15 protein-coding genes are annotated in these 15,852 nt (G+C 70.1%); 3 read left to right on the top strand and 12 right to left on the bottom strand.

Translation table 11 applies throughout. The annotated features are described in order from the left end of the window. Positions 1–28 precede the first annotated feature (28 nt). Entirely contained in the window at positions 29–379 is a 351-nt protein-coding gene (locus OG584_RS01825) for a DUF779 domain-containing protein (RefSeq protein WP_405774272.1), read from the top strand. 36 nt (positions 380–415) lie between these two features. Here the strand turns inward: OG584_RS01825 and OG584_RS01830 are convergent, their stop codons facing one another. The 4 genes from OG584_RS01830 to OG584_RS01845 form a co-directional block, all read right to left on the bottom strand. After that, a complete protein-coding gene (locus OG584_RS01830) occupies positions 416–610 on the bottom strand; it encodes a hypothetical protein (protein ID WP_405774274.1) in 195 nt (64 codons plus the stop codon). A gap of 126 nt (positions 611–736) precedes the next feature. Further along, positions 737–1,828 (bottom strand): acyl-CoA dehydrogenase family protein, encoded by a 1,092-nt coding sequence (locus OG584_RS01835; RefSeq protein WP_405774276.1) that lies wholly within the window; start codon positions 1,826–1,828, stop codon positions 737–739. Beyond that, positions 1,825–3,006: an acyl-CoA dehydrogenase family protein gene (locus OG584_RS01840; RefSeq protein ID WP_405783817.1), complete on the bottom strand. Its 1,182-nt coding sequence runs from the start codon at positions 3,004–3,006 to the stop codon at positions 1,825–1,827. Before OG584_RS01840 ends, OG584_RS01835 begins: the two co-directional genes overlap by 4 nt. 17 nt (positions 3,007–3,023) lie before the next feature. After that, positions 3,024–3,992 carry an NADPH:quinone oxidoreductase family protein gene (locus tag OG584_RS01845; protein WP_405774278.1) on the bottom strand — a complete coding sequence of 323 codons (969 nt, stop codon included), beginning with the start codon at positions 3,990–3,992 and terminating at the stop codon, positions 3,024–3,026. Between the two features lie 142 nt (positions 3,993–4,134). On the opposite strand from OG584_RS01845, the gene OG584_RS01850 reads away from it, so the two are divergent. Continuing rightward, a complete protein-coding gene (locus tag OG584_RS01850) occupies positions 4,135–5,022 on the top strand; it encodes an SDR family oxidoreductase (RefSeq protein WP_405774280.1) in 888 nt (295 codons plus the stop codon). An 88-nt stretch (positions 5,023–5,110) separates the two neighbouring features. Here OG584_RS01850 and OG584_RS01855 read toward each other — a convergent pair whose 3' ends face one another. From OG584_RS01855 to OG584_RS01890, 8 genes are all read right to left on the bottom strand, one after another. Then, a complete protein-coding gene (locus OG584_RS01855; RefSeq protein ID WP_405774282.1) occupies positions 5,111–5,944 on the bottom strand; it encodes an enoyl-CoA hydratase/isomerase family protein in 834 nt (277 codons plus the stop codon). 77 nt (positions 5,945–6,021) lie between these two features. Next, a complete protein-coding gene (locus OG584_RS01860) occupies positions 6,022–6,753 on the bottom strand; it encodes a PIG-L deacetylase family protein (protein WP_405774284.1) in 732 nt (243 codons plus the stop codon). Between the two features lie 39 nt (positions 6,754–6,792). Then, on the bottom strand, positions 6,793–8,091 hold the full coding sequence (locus tag OG584_RS01865; protein ID WP_405774286.1) for an alpha/beta fold hydrolase: 1,299 nt from the start codon (positions 8,089–8,091) through the stop codon (positions 6,793–6,795). Positions 8,092–8,149: 58 nt separating this feature from the next. Continuing rightward, positions 8,150–9,574: an arabinose isomerase gene (locus OG584_RS01870; RefSeq protein WP_405774288.1), complete on the bottom strand. Its 1,425-nt coding sequence runs from the start codon at positions 9,572–9,574 to the stop codon at positions 8,150–8,152. Positions 9,575–9,716: 142 nt separating this feature from the next. After that, on the bottom strand, positions 9,717–10,811 hold the full coding sequence (rhaS, locus tag OG584_RS01875) for a rhamnose ABC transporter substrate-binding protein (RefSeq protein ID WP_405774290.1): 1,095 nt from the start codon (positions 10,809–10,811) through the stop codon (positions 9,717–9,719). After that, positions 10,808–11,821, bottom strand: coding sequence for an ABC transporter permease (locus OG584_RS01880; protein WP_405774292.1), 1,014 nt, complete (start codon positions 11,819–11,821; stop codon positions 10,808–10,810). Before OG584_RS01880 ends, rhaS begins: the two co-directional genes overlap by 4 nt. After that, complete coding sequence (locus OG584_RS01885) at positions 11,818–12,843, bottom strand: ABC transporter permease (protein ID WP_405774294.1); 1,026 nt, start codon at positions 12,841–12,843, stop codon at positions 11,818–11,820. Before OG584_RS01885 ends, OG584_RS01880 begins: the two co-directional genes overlap by 4 nt. Then, complete coding sequence (locus OG584_RS01890; RefSeq protein WP_405774296.1) at positions 12,840–14,375, bottom strand: sugar ABC transporter ATP-binding protein; 1,536 nt, start codon at positions 14,373–14,375, stop codon at positions 12,840–12,842. Before OG584_RS01890 ends, OG584_RS01885 begins: the two co-directional genes overlap by 4 nt. A 312-nt stretch (positions 14,376–14,687) precedes the next feature. On the opposite strand from OG584_RS01890, the gene OG584_RS01895 reads away from it, so the two are divergent. Beyond that, positions 14,688–15,845, top strand: coding sequence for an ABC transporter ATP-binding protein (locus OG584_RS01895; RefSeq protein ID WP_405774298.1), 1,158 nt, complete (start codon positions 14,688–14,690; stop codon positions 15,843–15,845). Positions 15,846–15,852 lie beyond the last annotated feature (7 nt).

The following is a 15,852-nucleotide window of genomic DNA, read 5'->3' on the forward strand; positions in this document are numbered from 1 at the left end:
CTGTCCGATCGCGAACCGGGAGAGTGCGATGTCCGACGCCACGCGTGTGGAGTTCACCTCCGCAGCCGCCGATCTGGTGCGCAGACTCCGCGAGACACACGGTCCGCTGATGTTCCACCAGTCGGGCGGCTGCTGCGACGGCAGCGCACCCATGTGCTACCTGGACGGCGAGTTCCGCACCGGAGGCTCGGACGTCCTCCTGGAGTCCCTCGTCGTCGACGGTGTCGCCGAGCCCGTTCCGTTCTGGATCTCGGCGAGCCAGCAGGAGTTGTGGGCGCACACCCGGCTGATCGTCGATGTCGTGGAGGGGCGGGGCAGCGGCTTCTCGCTGGAAGCCCCGGAAGGGGTCCGGTTCCTCATCCGGTCCCGGCTGCTCTGACCGGCCGGCACGGCAGTCGCCGGAGCAACCAGGCCGTCAGGGCTTGATGTTGGCGACCATGTCCGCGGTGCCCGTGACGCCTTGCTGAATGGTCGGGGCGAGACTCGTGCTAGCCAGCATGAAGCCGAGAAGAGCGCAGACGATGGCGTGCGACAACTTGAGTCCGCCGCCGCGAAGGAAGATGGCCGCGAGGACCACAAGAAGCAGCACGAGCGAGATCGAGATGGCCATGGTCGTCCTCCTCCGCCACACCGGGTATGCGGCATTCGGCCGTAAGTGTGGCGGAGGAAGGCGGCGTTTTCGCGTAAGACCTGTACGCCGTACGGGTGTTGACTCGCTGTAATGGTCGGGCTCCGGCTACTGCGGCCCCGGCAGACCGACGAGTTCTGCCAGTGTCTCGCGGTGTGTCCCCGCCGAACCGAGCGCTACCGCGTCGGACTTGGCCCGTTTGAGGTAGAGATGTGCGGGATGTTCCCAGGTCATGCCGATGCCGCCGTGCAGTTGGACGCACTCCTCGGCCGCGTGGACAGCCACGCGACTGCAGTACGCCTGCGCGACCGAGACCGCGAGAGCCTTCTCCGGGTCGTCCGTGGCGAGCGCGTCGGCCGCGTTGCGGGCCGCCGCGCGGGCCGAGACGATCTCCAGCCAGAGCTGTGCCATCCGGTGCTTGAGAGCCTGGAATCCGCCGATGGGCCGGTTGAACTGATGGCGCTCCCGGGTGTACCGGACGGTCTCCTCCAGACACCACTCGGCGATCCCCAGCTGCTCCGACGCGAGCAGTCCGGCGCCCGCGAGCAGCCCCTGACGCACCGCGGCCCGTGAATCGGCGGCCCCGGCGAGCAGGTTGCCCTGCGCCCCGTCGAGAGTGACAGCGGCCAGCGGGCGGGTGAGGTCGAGCGGGACCAGCGGATCCACGGTGACACCGGGGTCCCCCGCCCCCACCGCGTACAGCCCGTCCGCCGTGGGGACGAGCAGCACCTGTGCCGCCGCCGCGTCGGCAACGGCGCCGACGGAGCCGCTCAGGGCGGGGAGCCACGGCGTGGAACCGGGACCGGAGGCCAGCGGGACGGCGAGGACCGCGACGCGGTCTCCGGAGGAGAGGGCGGTCAGGAGTTCGGTGGCCGCGGCGTTGTGGGGCCCGAGACCGGTGAGCACTTCGGTCGCCACGACCGCACTGGTCAGGTAGGGCACCGGGGCGACGCTGCGCCCCAGCTCCTCCAGGACGACCGCGGCCTCGCGGTGCGTTCCACCCTGGCCACCGGACTCCTCGGGGACGAGGAGTCCGGCCAGCCCCATCTCTTTGGCCAGGGCCGGCCACAGCCGCAGGTCGCCCGGTGTGCCGGATTCGACCGCGGCCAGCAGCTCGGGCGTGCCACAGCGGTCCGCCAGCAGCGAGCGGACGGCGGAGCGCAGGTCGTCCTCGGTCTCGCTGTACAGAAGATCGGTCATCGGGCCAGGTCCTTCCAGGCGGCGTCCTTGTCGTTGCGCGGCTCGGAAGGCAGGCCGAGTACCCGCTCCGCGACGATGTTGAGCAGTACCTCGCTGGTGCCGCCCTCGATGGAATTGCCCTTGGAGCGCAGATAGCGGTACCCGGCGTCCCGCCCGGTGAAGTCGACCAGTTCGGGGCGGCGCATGGTCCAGTCTCCGTACAACAGCCCTTCCTCTCCGAGGAGTTCGACCTCCAGGCCGCTGATCTCCTGGTTGAGGCGGGCGAAGCTGAGCTTCATCCCCGAGCCCTCGGGGCCCGGCTGGCCCGCGACGAGCTGCTGGCGCAGCCGTTCACCGGTGAGGCGTGCGACCTCAGCCTCCACCCAGAGCGCGAGGAGGCGCTGGTGGAGATCGTGCGTGCGCAGTTCGGGGCGCTCCCGCCACGCCTTCGTGACGGGGCCGATCATGCCGCCCTCGCGCGGGAGACGGGATCCGCCGATGGAGACCCGCTCATTCATGAGGGTGGTCTGTGCGACCTTCCAGCCGTCACCGACGGGGCCGAGCCGGTGGGCGTCGGGGATCCGCACATCAGTGAGGAAGACCTCGTTGAACTCGGCCTCGCCGGTGATCTGGCGCAGTGGCCGCACCTCGACGCCCGGATCGGTCATGTCGCAGACGAAGTAGGTGATCCCCCGGTGTTTGGGCACATCTGGGTCCGTACGGGCGATGAGGATGGCCCAGCGGGCTAGATGGGCACTGGACGTCCAGACCTTCTGCCCGTTGACGATCCAGTCGTCACCGTCCCGTACGGCGCGGGTCGCGAGTGCCGCGAGGTCGGACCCCGCTCCTGGTTCACTGAACAGCTGGCACCACACCTCGTCCCCGACCCAGAGGGGGCGCAGGAAGCGGCGCTTCTGCTCGTCCGTTCCGTAACGAAGGATCGTCGGCGCCGCCATGCCGAGGCCGATACCGATACGGCGCGGGTCGTTGTCGGGCGCTCCCGCGCTCTCCAGTTCGGCGTCCACGGCCGTCTGGAGCGAGCGGGGGACACCGAGACCGCCCAGTCCTTCCGGATAGTGCACCCAGGCGAGGCCCGCGTCGAAACGGGCCCGCAGGAAGCCGGCGCGGTCGGTGGCCGCCGGGGGGTGGGCTTCGAGCAGCTCGCGGGTGCGCAGCCGCAGCGCGGCTGTGTCCGGCAGCGGGGCGTTCCGGGCACTCATGCGGCCACCCCTTCCGGGACGATCACGACGCGACCCGTGGTGACACCGTCGGCGACTCGCTGGACCGCGGCGGCCGCGTCCTTCAGCGCGACCCGCTCGGAGACCAGCGGTTTGATGGTTCCGTCAGCGGCGAGCGCGGTCAGCTCGGCGTGGCATCGGCCGATCGACGCGGGATCCTTCTGGGCGTACAGACCCCAGTGCAGGCCCATGATCGTGTAGTTCTTCACCAGCGCGTGGTTGAGCGCGGCGGTGGGAATCACCCCGCTGGCGAACCCGACGACCACGATCCGCCCCTCGAAGGCCACGCATTTCACGGACTTGGCGTAGGCGTCGCCGCCGACCGGGTCGTAGACGACGTCGGCGCCGCTGCCACCGGTGAACTCCTTGACCTCGGCGATCAGGTCGTCGGCACGCCGGTCGATCACTAGGTCACATCCCAGATCCGCTGCGATGCGGGCTTTCTCAGGACCGCCGACCACACCGATGACCCGTGCTCCTGCGGCCTTGCCCAGCTGCACGGCGGCGCTGCCCACGCCACCCGCCGCGGCGTGCACCAGCAGCGTTTCGCCTGCCTGCAGGTGCGCGCGGCGATGCAGACCGAACCAGCCTGTCTGGTACCCGATGTGCAGCGCGGCCGCCTCGGCGTCGTCCAGCGCGGGAGGCGCCGGGAGTACGGCGGCCTCGTCGACGACGACGTACTCGGCGAAACCACCGCGCGGCAGTGCCGGGTTGGCGATGACCCTGCGCCCGTCGGCCGTCTCACCGCAGATCTCCACGCCCGGCGTGAACGGCAGCGGCGGGCGCACCTGGTACTGGCCTCGGCAGAGCAGCGCATCGGGGAAGTTGATGTTGGCGGCCAGGACCTTCAGTTTGAGCTGCCCCGGGCCGGCCTGCGGTTCCGGCACTTCGTCGAGGCTCATGACCTCGCCGGGCTCGCCGTTCTCGTGTACTTGCCATGCCTGCATCAGGGGCCTCCACACACCATAGGCTGTACTGCGCTCAGCGCATACTAAGCGGTCGCTTGCTTCACTGTGAACCGTATCCGCGGACCGGTTCCGCCCAGCCGGACCCCTGGAGGTTTCACGTCGTACGGGGTATCGATGCCCCATGACGGACGACGGCTACCCGGGACTTCCCGCCCCTCCCCCGCCCGGCACGAGCGCTCTGCCGCCCGGCACCTACGACGGCTGCGTGGTCATGGTGACGGGAGGCGGTTCGGGACTCGGGAAGGCGATGGCCGCCGAGTTCGCGCGGCTCGGAGCCGCGCTGGTGATCGTGGGACGCGACGCCCGACGGCTGGACAGGGCGCGGCGGGAGCTCGGAGCGCTGGACGGGCAGGTGGTGTGCGCGGTGTGCGACATCCGGGAACCCGAGCGAGTGGCTCAGGCATTCGATGAGGCGGAGTCGGCTGTCGGCCTGCCCGGAGTACTGGTGAACAACGCGGCGGCCAACTTCCCCGTCCCCGCCGAGGACATGTCACCCAACGCCTGGCGTGCGGTGCTCGACATCACGCTCACCGGCACCTGGTTCATGACGCGGGAGTTCGGCCGCAGACACCTTGCCGCCCGGACCGCCGGGTCGGTGATCAATGTGGGGGCTTCCTACGCCTGGACGGGCGGTCCGGGCTTCGCCCACTCCGCTGCCGCCAAGGCCGGAGTGAAGAACCTGGTCGAGATCCTGGCCGTCGAGTGGGGGCCGTACGGCATCCAGGTCAATGGACTGGTGCCCGGCCTCTTCCCGCACGAGGACCTGCCCGGGGCGATACGCGGCAATCTGGACCGCGCCGACGACACGGGCGGACGCCAGCCGGCGCTGCGGGTCGGCCGGCCGCACGAGCTGGGCTGGGCCGCGACCTTTCTGGCCTCCCCCTACGCACGCTTCATCTCGGGGCACACCCTGGTCGTGGACGGTGCGAACTGGCAGCGGCGCGGGCTGCTCAGCCCCCCAGTGGTGCCCGTGCGCGAGCAGCTCGGGCGGGGCCCGTTCGCACCGTGAGGCACGCGGCCGGTCCGGGCGTGCCGTCATACCGGCGTCCGCCGAGCGGCCCGGCACTCGGCCGCCGACGGCAGTGTGACGACACGGCCTACCGGCCGCCGAAACCCGGCCGCCGGCGGGCCGCTCCCGCCGCGTACCCCTCGCGGGCGTCGTCGGAGGTCAGCGTGAGGGCGGCCGACATGGCCGTACGGTCCAGGGCGGCCGCCAGGCCCGCGTCGGCGAACGCGTCGATGTCCCGCTTCACGGCACGGACCGCGAGAGGCGCGTTGGCCGCGATCTCCGCGGCGACCTCGTGGGCGGCCGCATCGAGGTGCCCCCGCTCAACGACCAGCTGGACGAGCCCGAGGCGTTCGGCGGTGCGCACGTCGATACGGCGCCCGGTCAGCGCGAGGAGCTTGGCCCAGCCCGCCCCGGCCTCCCTGGCGATCCGCAGATCCCCGCCCGCGTCGACGGCGACCCCCAGCTGCGCCTCGGGAAGAGCGAACACCGCGTCGTCGGCGGCGACCCTGATGTCCGCCAGCAGGGCGAGCTCGAAACCGAAGCCGAGGCAGTAGCCCTGCACGGCGGCGACCACCGGTTGCGGAAGACCCGCGAAGACGGCGAACCGCTCGTGCACCCATCGGATGCCCTCGTAGTAACGGTGCGTCCGCTCGGCCGGGGAAGCTCCGGTGATCGCACCACCTGGCGCCGTGACGTCGATCCCCGCGCAGAAGGCACGTCCGTCCGCACGCAGGAGCACGGCCCGGACCGACGGATCGAAGCGGATCCGGTCGGCCAGCAGGCCCAGCTGACGGCTCGACTCCCAGCTCCAGCCGTTGAGCCGGTCGGGACGGCAGAGCGTGAGGACCGCCACCCCGCCGTCGACCCGCAGCGTGATGCGCTCCTCGCCGTCCGGGATGTCCGTGCTCAGCGTGTCGATCATCCGCGCCCCCTGCTCCAGGCACCGGCCCGTCTCATGTGACGGACCATCAGGTCGGGGCTCAGGCTAGGGGATCCGCTTCAGCGGGGGAAGAGCTCGAAGGTGACCGCCGGCCTGCCGCCGAACCGCTCACCCGCCGCCGTGGCGTTCCGGGTCAGGAACGTACGGCAGTACGTCTCGGGATCCTCGTCGGTCAACACCTCGATGTACGTCCGGTGTTCGAGCAGGGAACGCACCGAACGGTCGAGGCCGCCGGTCACGTCCACGGCGTGCGTGGGCGACGCCGACCCCGCGACGGCCACCCAGCGCACGCCGTTCCACGGCTGGAGCCCCTGCGCCGCCAGCTCGGGGAAGATCCAGCGGTTCCCCGCGTCACCCGCCGCGTCGAGCACCGCACGGCCGACCGCCACATGGTCCGGCGTGTTCCAGGCGACACCGCCCCAGGTGTCCCGGTGGTTGGCGGTGATGACCAGCTCGGGACGGTGCCTGCGGATGGCGGCCGCGATGTCCCGGCGCAGCGCCGGACCGTACTCGACCACTCCGTCGTGGTGGTCCAGGAACTCGACCGAGCCCACTCCGACGACCGCGGCGCTCGCCCGCTGCTCCCGCTCACGCAGCGGACCGCACCTGGCCGGCTCAACGGTGTCGATGCCCGCCTCACCACGCGTGGCGAGGAGATAGGAGATGTCACGCCCCTCGTCCGTCCACCCCGCCACAGCTGCGGCACAGCCGTACTCCAGGTCGTCGGGGTGGGCGACGACGGCCAGCGCGCGCTGCCACCGGTCCGGCATGGGTTCCAGCTGGTCGGTCATGATCGTATGGTCGCGCACCCCGGCACGGACGGCAACGCCTCAGACCTCGTCCCTGACCAGTGCGAGCAACCTGTCGAGGACGCGTGGCCCGCCTGCCCTCAGCCCGTCGTGCTCGAACTCGTCCGTGACCCAGGTGCGCAGTCCCCTGATGGAGCGGGCGGTGCGCAGCGCGTGTGCCGTGTCGACATACATGTCGTCGTGGTACACGGCCGCCGCGACGGGCACCTCGTTCGCCGCGAGCCGGTCCTGGTCGTAGAGCCTGGGCCAGTCCGTGCGGGAGGCGAGCAGATCGGCGGTCTCACGCAGTGGGCGCAGCGCCGGATCCACCTCGAAGTGCCAGGGGTGCACGGACTCGCCGGTGAAGGGCAGCGGGACGTCCCCCGCGAGAGCCAGGCCGGCGTCGAAGGCCGGGAATTCGGCGCGCATCCGCTCGGCGGACCAGTCGGTGGGGCGGGCCCCCTGCCCGTAGATCGCCTCGTGGATGAGCGCGTACAGCGGATGGGCCGCGAAGGAGAGCGCGGCGTGTACGCGCTCCTGAAAGGCGTCGGAGAGCTGCGGCCCCTGCGTGGTCTCGACGAAGGCGTCCTCGATGAGGTAGTGCAGAGCGTGGCTGCCGTCTCCGCCGCCGAGCGCGATGCCCAGGGACTGGAAGGCCTCGACGGTCAGGGTGTAGCCGCTGTTCAGTACCGGCCGGTTGGCGCGCAGGAAGGCGGCGATACGGCGCGCGTTGCCGACGTCCTGCGGGTAGCGGGCGTAATGCGCGGCCGTCTTGCGGGCGATCCGGGGGTAGGCGGCCCGGTAGACGTCGTCGGCATGCCCGTCGAGGGAGGGAAGTCCACCGGTGATCAGTGCCGCTGCGAGGCCCTCGGGCGCGGCGGAGAGATAGCGGACGGCACAGAAGCCGCCGAAGCTCTGGCCGAGGACGGTCCACGGCGCACCGCCGGTGAGAAGCGGGCGGATGAGCTCGCAGTCACGGACGATGGAGTCGGAACGGAAGTGCGCCAGATAGCCGGCCTGCTCGGCGGGGCCGCCACGGAGTGGCAGCGTCTGGCGGCTGACGGGCGTGGAGGATCCGGTGCCTCGCTGGTCGAGGAGCAGCACCCGGAACTCCTTCACGGCGCGGCCGAGCCAGGCCTGCTTCCCGTGGAACCGGTTCGCGCCGAACCCAGGACCGCCCTGCAGGTAGACCATCCACGGAAGACCGGCGCCCGCCCTGCCCGATGCCACGACCTCGCGGGCGTACAGCTCGATCTGCTCCCCGTCCGGCCGCGCGTGGTCCAGGGGGACCTGGAACCGGTGGTCGGTGAGGACGAGGCCGGGCTGGCGGTAACGGGTCATGAGTACTCCTGATCGGACGTGCGGCACTCTCATGATCCACCATGCCCGGCGGACCGCGTCAGGCGGTGACCTCCACCAGTTCCGGGCCGCCGAGCCCGGCCAGCGCCCGCAGGTCGGGCAGCAGCCGCCCGGTGGCGAGCGCCCAGTGGTGCCCGACACCGCTCGCGCTCCAGGCGTCGGTCCACTCCCCCGGGTCCACCCCGAAGTCGACGCGGGACGTGGTGTTGCCGATCCGCAGCCGCGGGCCGCCGACGACCTCGCCCTCGGCGGCGACGATCCGGTAGCGACCGTCGCGGGTCTGTCCGAGACCGACCAGGGTGACCGGGCCGTGCCGGACGTCGAACTCGACGGAGACACCCCAGCCGCGTTTGCCGTGGAAGACCCCGAGGCCACGCAGCAGGGGGCGGGCGTCGCTGATGGTGAGGTGGCCGGGACCGTCGTGCCCCATCTCGACCACGCCGGCCCGGAAGTCGAGCGCCTGGAGTTCGGTGAAGGAGCCGCCGGCGCCGAGCCGGTCCGCGATCAGCATCGCCAGCGAGGTGCGCAGTTCGTACTCGCCGCAGGCCGGGATGCCGCGGGCCGTCAGGAGCGAGGCCCCCAGGATGAATCCGGCGCCCAGCCGTTCGTGGATGTCGCCGTCGAGGCCGCGGTGGTAGTAGGCGAGGGAGTCGAGGTCGAAGTCGGCGACGAGCCGGTCGAGACCGGCGGAGACCTTCGCCGCCCAGGCCAGATCGCCTGCCGCCACGGAGCCGTCGATGTCGAAGACCCGCCGGGTCTCGGCGAGCCTCGCCTCCGTCTCGTCGTCGCCGACCTGATCGACCCGGACCCGCAGGTCGTCGATCTCCAGGACCTCGACGTGCCCGCCGAAGGTGCCCGCCACCATGGTGAGGTCGGTGGACACGTCGTACATCCCCGGATAGAGGTGGCCCAGCAGCCCGTGCCTGCCGTGGCGCAGCACGGACCGTACGCCGGCCGCGCGGACCCAGCGGCCGATCCGCTGCCAGGCCCCCTCATCCTCCAGATGGCCCGAGACGGAGCGGAACTGCACACCCACGCGCTCGAAGGTGCTGGCCATCTCCGGCAGCGGACAGGCGCCGCAGTACGCGAGCCACTCCCCGGTGCCGAAGGAGTCGTGGTCCATCACCTCGGTGGGCTGGAGGTTGACGAGCAGGACGGGGGCGCCGCTGCGCCGGGCGATCGGCACCAGCATGGTGGCGGTCATGTACGTCGCGACGAAACAGACGATGAGGTCGCAGCCGGCCGTGCGCAGCCGCTCCGCCGCGTCGTCGCCCTCCTGGGCATCCGAGATGAAACCGGTGTCGACCACCTCCGCGTCGAGTGAGCGCAGCCGCTCCGCGACCCGGGTGGCGGAGCGGCGCAACTGAGGCAGGAGCTCGGGAAATTGTGTCCAGTACGCGCCGAGCCCGCCCGCTACGAGTCCGACCTTGGGCCTGCGGGCGACAGCAGGGGTTCGTACGGTCATGGTGTCCAGTGCTCCAGTCTGTCGTGCTGTGCCGTCGTGCTGTGCCGAACTGTGCTGCTGCCTGCGCCGCGTCTGCGAGCCGGGTTTACGGGCTCGCAGACGCGGCACGGAGAGCCGGTCCGGTCCGGTGCGGGGATCCGGCTCAGAAGTTGAACCGGTCGATGTTCTTCTTGTCGAAGACGGTGGGCGGGCCGAGGATGACCTCGCCGTCCTTCCCCACCGTGTAGTCGCCGAGGTCACCCGCCTTGAACTTCTCCCCCTGGGCCCCGGTGATCTGCCCGGAGGCCAGCGCCGACGCCGCGTAAGTCGCGAGCTTGCCGAGCTTCTTGGGGTCCCAGAGCGCGAACTGCGCGACGGTGCCGTCCTTGACGTACTTCCGCATCTGGTTGGGCGTACCCAGACCGTTCACCACCACCTTGCCCTTGTACGAGGAGGCGCTGATGTAACGCGCGGCCGCGGCGATGCCGACCGTCGTGGGCGAGATGATGCCCTTCAGCTTCGGGTATGCCTTGAGCAGCCCCTGGGTCTCCTGGAAGGACTTCTGGTCGTCGTCGTCCCCGTAGGCGACCTTCACCAGCTGCATGTTCTTGTACGCGGGCTTCTTGAGCTCGTCCTTCATGTACGAGATCCAGGTGTTCTGGTTCGTCGCGTTCTGTGTGGCCGAGAGGATCGCGATCTGGCCCTTGTAGTGGAGCTGTTCGGCGATGTGCTGGACCTGGGTGCGGCCGATCTGCTCGGAGCTGGCCTGGTTGATGAAGATCTGCCGGCAGTCCTTGGCCGTGTCGGAGTCGTACGCGACGACCTTGATGTTCTGCTTCATCGCCTGCTTGAGCGGGCCGCACACCGCGTTGGGGTCGTTGGCCGCGATGAGGATCGCGTTCTGCCGCTGCTGCGTCAAGGTGTTGATGTACGAGACCTGGGAGGACGCCTTGGAGTCGGACGGGCCGACCTCCTTGCCGGTGGAGCCGAACTCCTTGGCGGCGGCGATTCCCGCGTTGTCGACGATCTGCTCGTACGGGTTGTTGATCTGCTTGGGCAGGAAGGCCAGCTTCAGCCCCTTCTTCAACGGCGCGTCGGGGTTGGCCTTCTGACCGCTCGCGGCCGGCTTGTCGTCGTTCTTCGCCGAGTCCTTGGTCGTTCCCGAGCAGCCCGCGAGGGCGAGGGAACACGCCACGGCGGCGACGGCGAGCGTACGGGTGCGCGGAGTGGCACGGAAGTACCGGGTGCGGAGGTTCATGAGGTGGAAGTCCTCTCCAGTCGTGTCTGGTCGGGGAGTTGGTCGGGGGTGCCGCGACGGTCGGACACCGCGCTGATGACACGCGGGGTGAGGACGGACGCGATGAGCAGCAGGCCGGTGACGATCACCTGGACCTCGTTGGAGACATCGTTGAGGGTGAGCAGATTGCCGAGCAGCCCGATCAGCAGCACTCCGGCCACCGCGCCGCCCAGGGTCCCCTTCCCGCCGTCGAAGTCGACTCCGCCGAGCAGGACCGAGGCGATGACGACGAGTTCGAGACCGATGCCGTTGTCGGCACGTGCGCTGCCGTAGCGCAGGGTGTAGACGATCCCGGCGAACGAGGCGACGAGTCCGGACACCGCGAACAGCGCGATCTTGATGCGCTTGACGCGGATGCCCGCGAAGTACGCCGCGTCCTCCTGGGCGCCGATGGCGAAGAGCGAGCGCCCGAATCCCGTGCAGTGCAGTACGACTGCGGTGATCACGGCGAGCACGATGAACAGGGCGACCGGGTACGGCACGAACGTGCCGGGCACCGTCCTGGTGTAGGCCGCCCACTTCGCGTACGCGTCCGGGAAGTCGGCGACGGCCTTGTCACCCAGAACCACGGATGCCAGGCCCCGGTAGAGGGTGAGCGTTCCGATGGTCACTGCCAGCGAGGGCAGCCCGATCCGGGTGACCAGCCAGCCGTTCAGCACCCCGCCGGCCGCACCCACCAGCAGGCAGACGGGCACGATCAGTTCGAACGTCCAGCCCGCGTCCCACAGGGCCCCGGCCAGTGCGCTGGACAGCCCCAGCATGGATGCCACGGAGAGGTCGACCTGCCCCGCGACCACCAGCAGTGTCATCGGCAGCGCGATCAGAGCGATCTCGGCGGTGTCGTCGAGTGCTGCGGAGAGGTTCGAGGTGTCGGCGAAGCCGTCGGTGCTGCCCGCGCCCGCCAGGAAGACGGCGATGAGGAGCACGGTGACGACCGTGTCCCAGCGCACGTATTTGGTGAGAGTGGTCATCGCCTGCTCCTCTTCCGCAGGGCACTGGTGGTGCGCACCTGCACGATGCGGTCGGTGGTGATGGCCGCCAGCAGCAGCACGCCGGTGATGGCCTGCTGCCAGAAGGAGTCGACCTTCAGCACCACCAGGGCGCTGCCGATGGTGGTGAGCAGGAGCGCGCCGAGCGCCGCTCCCCAGACGGCGCCGGTCCCGCCGGTGATCGCCACACCGCCGACGACCACGGCACTGACCACCGTCAGCTCCCAGCCGTTGGCCGCGTCCGCGACGACGGTGCCGAAGCGGGCGAGCCAGAGCGCGCCGGCGAATCCGGCGACGGCGCCGGAGAAGGCGTACGCACCGAGAATCCGGCGCCGGACCGGTATGCCCGCGAGGCGTGCGGCTTCCGGGCTGGAGCCGATGGCGTACAGCTCGCGTCCGCTGCGGTACGTCCGCAGGTAGTACGCCGTACCGACGAGGACAGCGGCGGAGATCAGCGGCAGATACGGGATGCCCAGCACACTGCCGGTACCGAGTGAGAGCACACCGTCCGGGACGTTGACGGCGTTGATCTGCTCACCGTGCGCCCACGCGTGGTCGACGCCCTGGACGACGTACAGCATGCCGAGGGTCACCACCAGCGCCGGTACACGTCCGAAGCTGACGAGCACTCCGCTGACGAGGCCGCAGACCACGCCGAGCACGAGACCCAGCAGGACGACAGTGAACGCACTGTGGTCCGTTCCGGATACGAAGTGGCCGCAGGCGAAGGCCGTAAGGCCGGTGACCGAACCGACCGAGAGATCGATGTTGCGGGTGATGACGACGACGGACTGGCCGACGGCCAGCAGGACCAGGATGGAGGAGTTGAGCAGCAGGTCCTTGATGCCCTGGTCGTCCAGGAAGCCGTGGTTGGCGAGCCAGGTGCCGAGGATCAGCAGTACCAGCGCACCGCCGATACTGAGCTCGCGGGCCCGGAAGACGGTGTCGAGCAGGGAGCGTGCGGGATCCGTCGCGGGCAGGGGCTTTTCGAGGGTGGTGGTCATGCCGCGGCCTCCTCAGTGCTGCTGCGTCCCGCCGCCGCGGCCATCACCGACTCCTCGGTAGCGTCCGTGCGGGGTATTTCGGCCACCAGCCGGCCCTCGCGCATGACCAGCACGCGGTCCGCCATTCCCAGCACCTCGGGCAGATCGGACGAGACCATCAGAACAGCGAGCCCTTCGGCTGCGAGTCCGGACAACAGCCGGTGGACCTCGGCCTTGGTGCCCACGTCGATACCGCGCGTGGGTTCGTCCACGATGAGTACGTTCGGCTCGGTGGCGAGCCACTTCGCGAGGACGACCTTCTGCTGGTTGCCCCCGGAGAGCACTCCGACGCTGTCACCGAGCTTGCTGTACTTGAGCTGGAGCCGCACGGCCCAGTCCGCGGCCCGCGCTGCCTCCAGTGTCCGGCGGACCATCCCGGCGCGGCCGAGACTGCCGAGCCCGGTGAGCCCGATGTTGCGCTCGATCGACATCTCCATGACGAGACCACGCTGGCGCCGGTCCTCGGGTACCAGCGCGATCCCGGCGTCCATCGCCGCCGTGGGCGAACCGGCGGGCAGTTTCCGCCCGTTGACCGTCACCTCGCCCGCGTCGGCCCGGTCGACCCCGAAGACCGCCTGGACGACTTCGCTGCGCCCGGCTCCGACGAGCCCGGCCAGCGCCACGATCTCGCCGCGGCGCACGTCGAAGCTGATGTCCCGGAAGACGCCCTCGCGGGTCAGCCTGCTGACGGACAGGGCCGTCTCACCGAGCGTGGCCGCCTGCTTGGGGTAGAGCTCACCGAGGTCACGGCCCACCATCCGGCGTACGAGGTCGTCCTCGGTAAGTCCTTCGAGCAGTTCGGTGGCGACCAGCCGGCCGTCGCGCAGGGTGGTGACCCGGCGGCAGAGCCGGAACATCTCCTCCAGCCGGTGCGAGATGAACAGCACCGCGGCGCCTTCGCCGCGCAGCGTCTCCACGACCGCGAAGAGCCGGGCCGCCTCGCTGCCGGTGAGTGCGGCGGTCGGCTCGTCCATGATCAGGACCCGGGCGTCGAAGGAGAGCGCCTTGGCGATCTCGACGATCTGCTGGTCCGCGATGGACAGCCCGCGTGCCGGCCGTGCGGGGTCGAGTGCCACACCGAGCCGGCGCATCAGCGCGGCAGTCGCCGCGTGCACGGCCTTGCGGTCGATACGACGCAGCGACCTGCGCGGCTGACGGCCCATGAAGATGTTCTCCGCGATGGAAAGATCGGGGAAGAGGGTCGGCTCCTGGTAGATGACGGCGACACCCGCGTCTCGGGCGTCGGCCGGGCCGTGGAATTCGACGGGCTCGCCGTCCAGCAGGATCCGGCCTGTGTCGGTCCTGTGCACGCCGGCGAGGATTTTGATGAGGGTGGACTTGCCCGCCCCGTTCTCGCCCGCCAGCGCGTGGGCCTCACCGGCGAACAGGTGCAGGGAGACGTCCTGCAGGGCCCGAACCGCGCCGAAGGACTTGGCGACGTCCTCCAGCGCGAGCACGGGAGCAGGGCCCGCGCCCGGGTCGGACTGGGTCATGGAAGCTCCTCGGTGACTGAGGGCAAGCGCCTCGAAGACATGAAAGGTTTCAACTCGGTTGCACGGAAGCTAGGGGCGTCGTTCGGCCCACGTCAATGGGCATGCAGCAGAAAATTTCCGGATGCACTGCCCCCCTGGGATGCCCACGGAATCGCCGCTGGACAAACGGTCTCCGTCTCAGGATAATGAAACGATTCACCCCATGATTCACCCACGCCGCCCAGCCGTCGGGCACCCGCTCGCCCAATCCCCCGGTCACCGCGCAGGCGTCGCTGGTGAGCGTGGTCTGCCGTGTGCGGTTAGCGTTGATCCATGATCGAGTTCGAGCAGGTCGGCAAGGTCTACCCGGACGGCACGGCGGCCGTGGACGATCTGTCGTTCGAGGTCGAGGAGGGGGAACTGGTGACCCTCGTCGGGCCGTCGGGCTGCGGCAAGACGACCACGATGATGATGGTGAACCGGCTCATCGAACCCACCTCCGGACGGATCCTGGTGGACGGTCAGGATATTTCCGGGATCGACCCGGTGAAGCTGCGGCGCGGAATCGGCTACGTCATCCAGCAGGTCGGCCTCTTCCCGCACCGTACGGTCCTCGACAACACGGCCACCGTCCCCGCCCTGGTCGGCTGGAAGAAAGCCAGGGCCAGGGAGCGCGCCGCCGAACTCCTCGATCTCGTGGGACTCGACCCCGGCACATACGGATCCCGGTACCCGGCCCAGCTGTCGGGAGGTCAGCGGCAGCGGGTCGGGGTGGCCAGGGCGCTCGCCGCCGACCCGCCGGTGCTCCTGATGGACGAACCGTTCGGCGCGGTCGACCCCGTAGTGCGCGAGCGGTTGCAGAACGAGTTCCTCAAACTCCAGGCGACGGTACGCAAGACCGTGCTGCTGGTGACCCACGACATCGAGGAAGCCGTGCGGATGGGAGACCGGATCGCGGTGTACGGGCAGGGGTGTATCGAGCAGTTCGACACCCCGGCGGCGGTGCTCGGCACTCCGGCGACTCCCTACGTGGCCGAGTTCGTAGGCGCGGATCGCGGACTGAAACGGCTCTCCGTCACCCGGATCGAGACGGACGATCTGGAACAGCCGCCTGTCGCACGCCTGGACGAAACCGCCGGGACGGTCGCCGGACGGTTGCACACCGAAGGAGCGCGGTGGGCCGTGGTCCTTCGGCAGGACGGTGGACTGCACGGCTGGGTGGCGGCGGATTCCCTCCAGGGGGCGAGCGGCACGGTGGGCCCGCAGGCTCGCCGGATGGAGGCCTGGGTACCGGTGGGCGCGCCGCTGAAGCAGGCGTTCAGCGAGATGCTGCAGCACGACGCCGGGTGGGTGGCGGTACTGGACGGGGACCGGTTTCTCGGTGTGCTGACTCCGGCAAAACTGCACGAGGCACTGCGGCGGTCGGTGGACGCCGACGCACACGGGCTGGCGCGCGACGAGGTGGAGTTCAAGTCCATTTCGGACGTGTGATGGCTCT

The organism is Streptomyces sp. NBC_00859 (assembly GCF_045161865.1).
Taxonomy (GTDB): Bacteria; Actinomycetota; Actinomycetes; order Streptomycetales; family Streptomycetaceae; genus Streptomyces.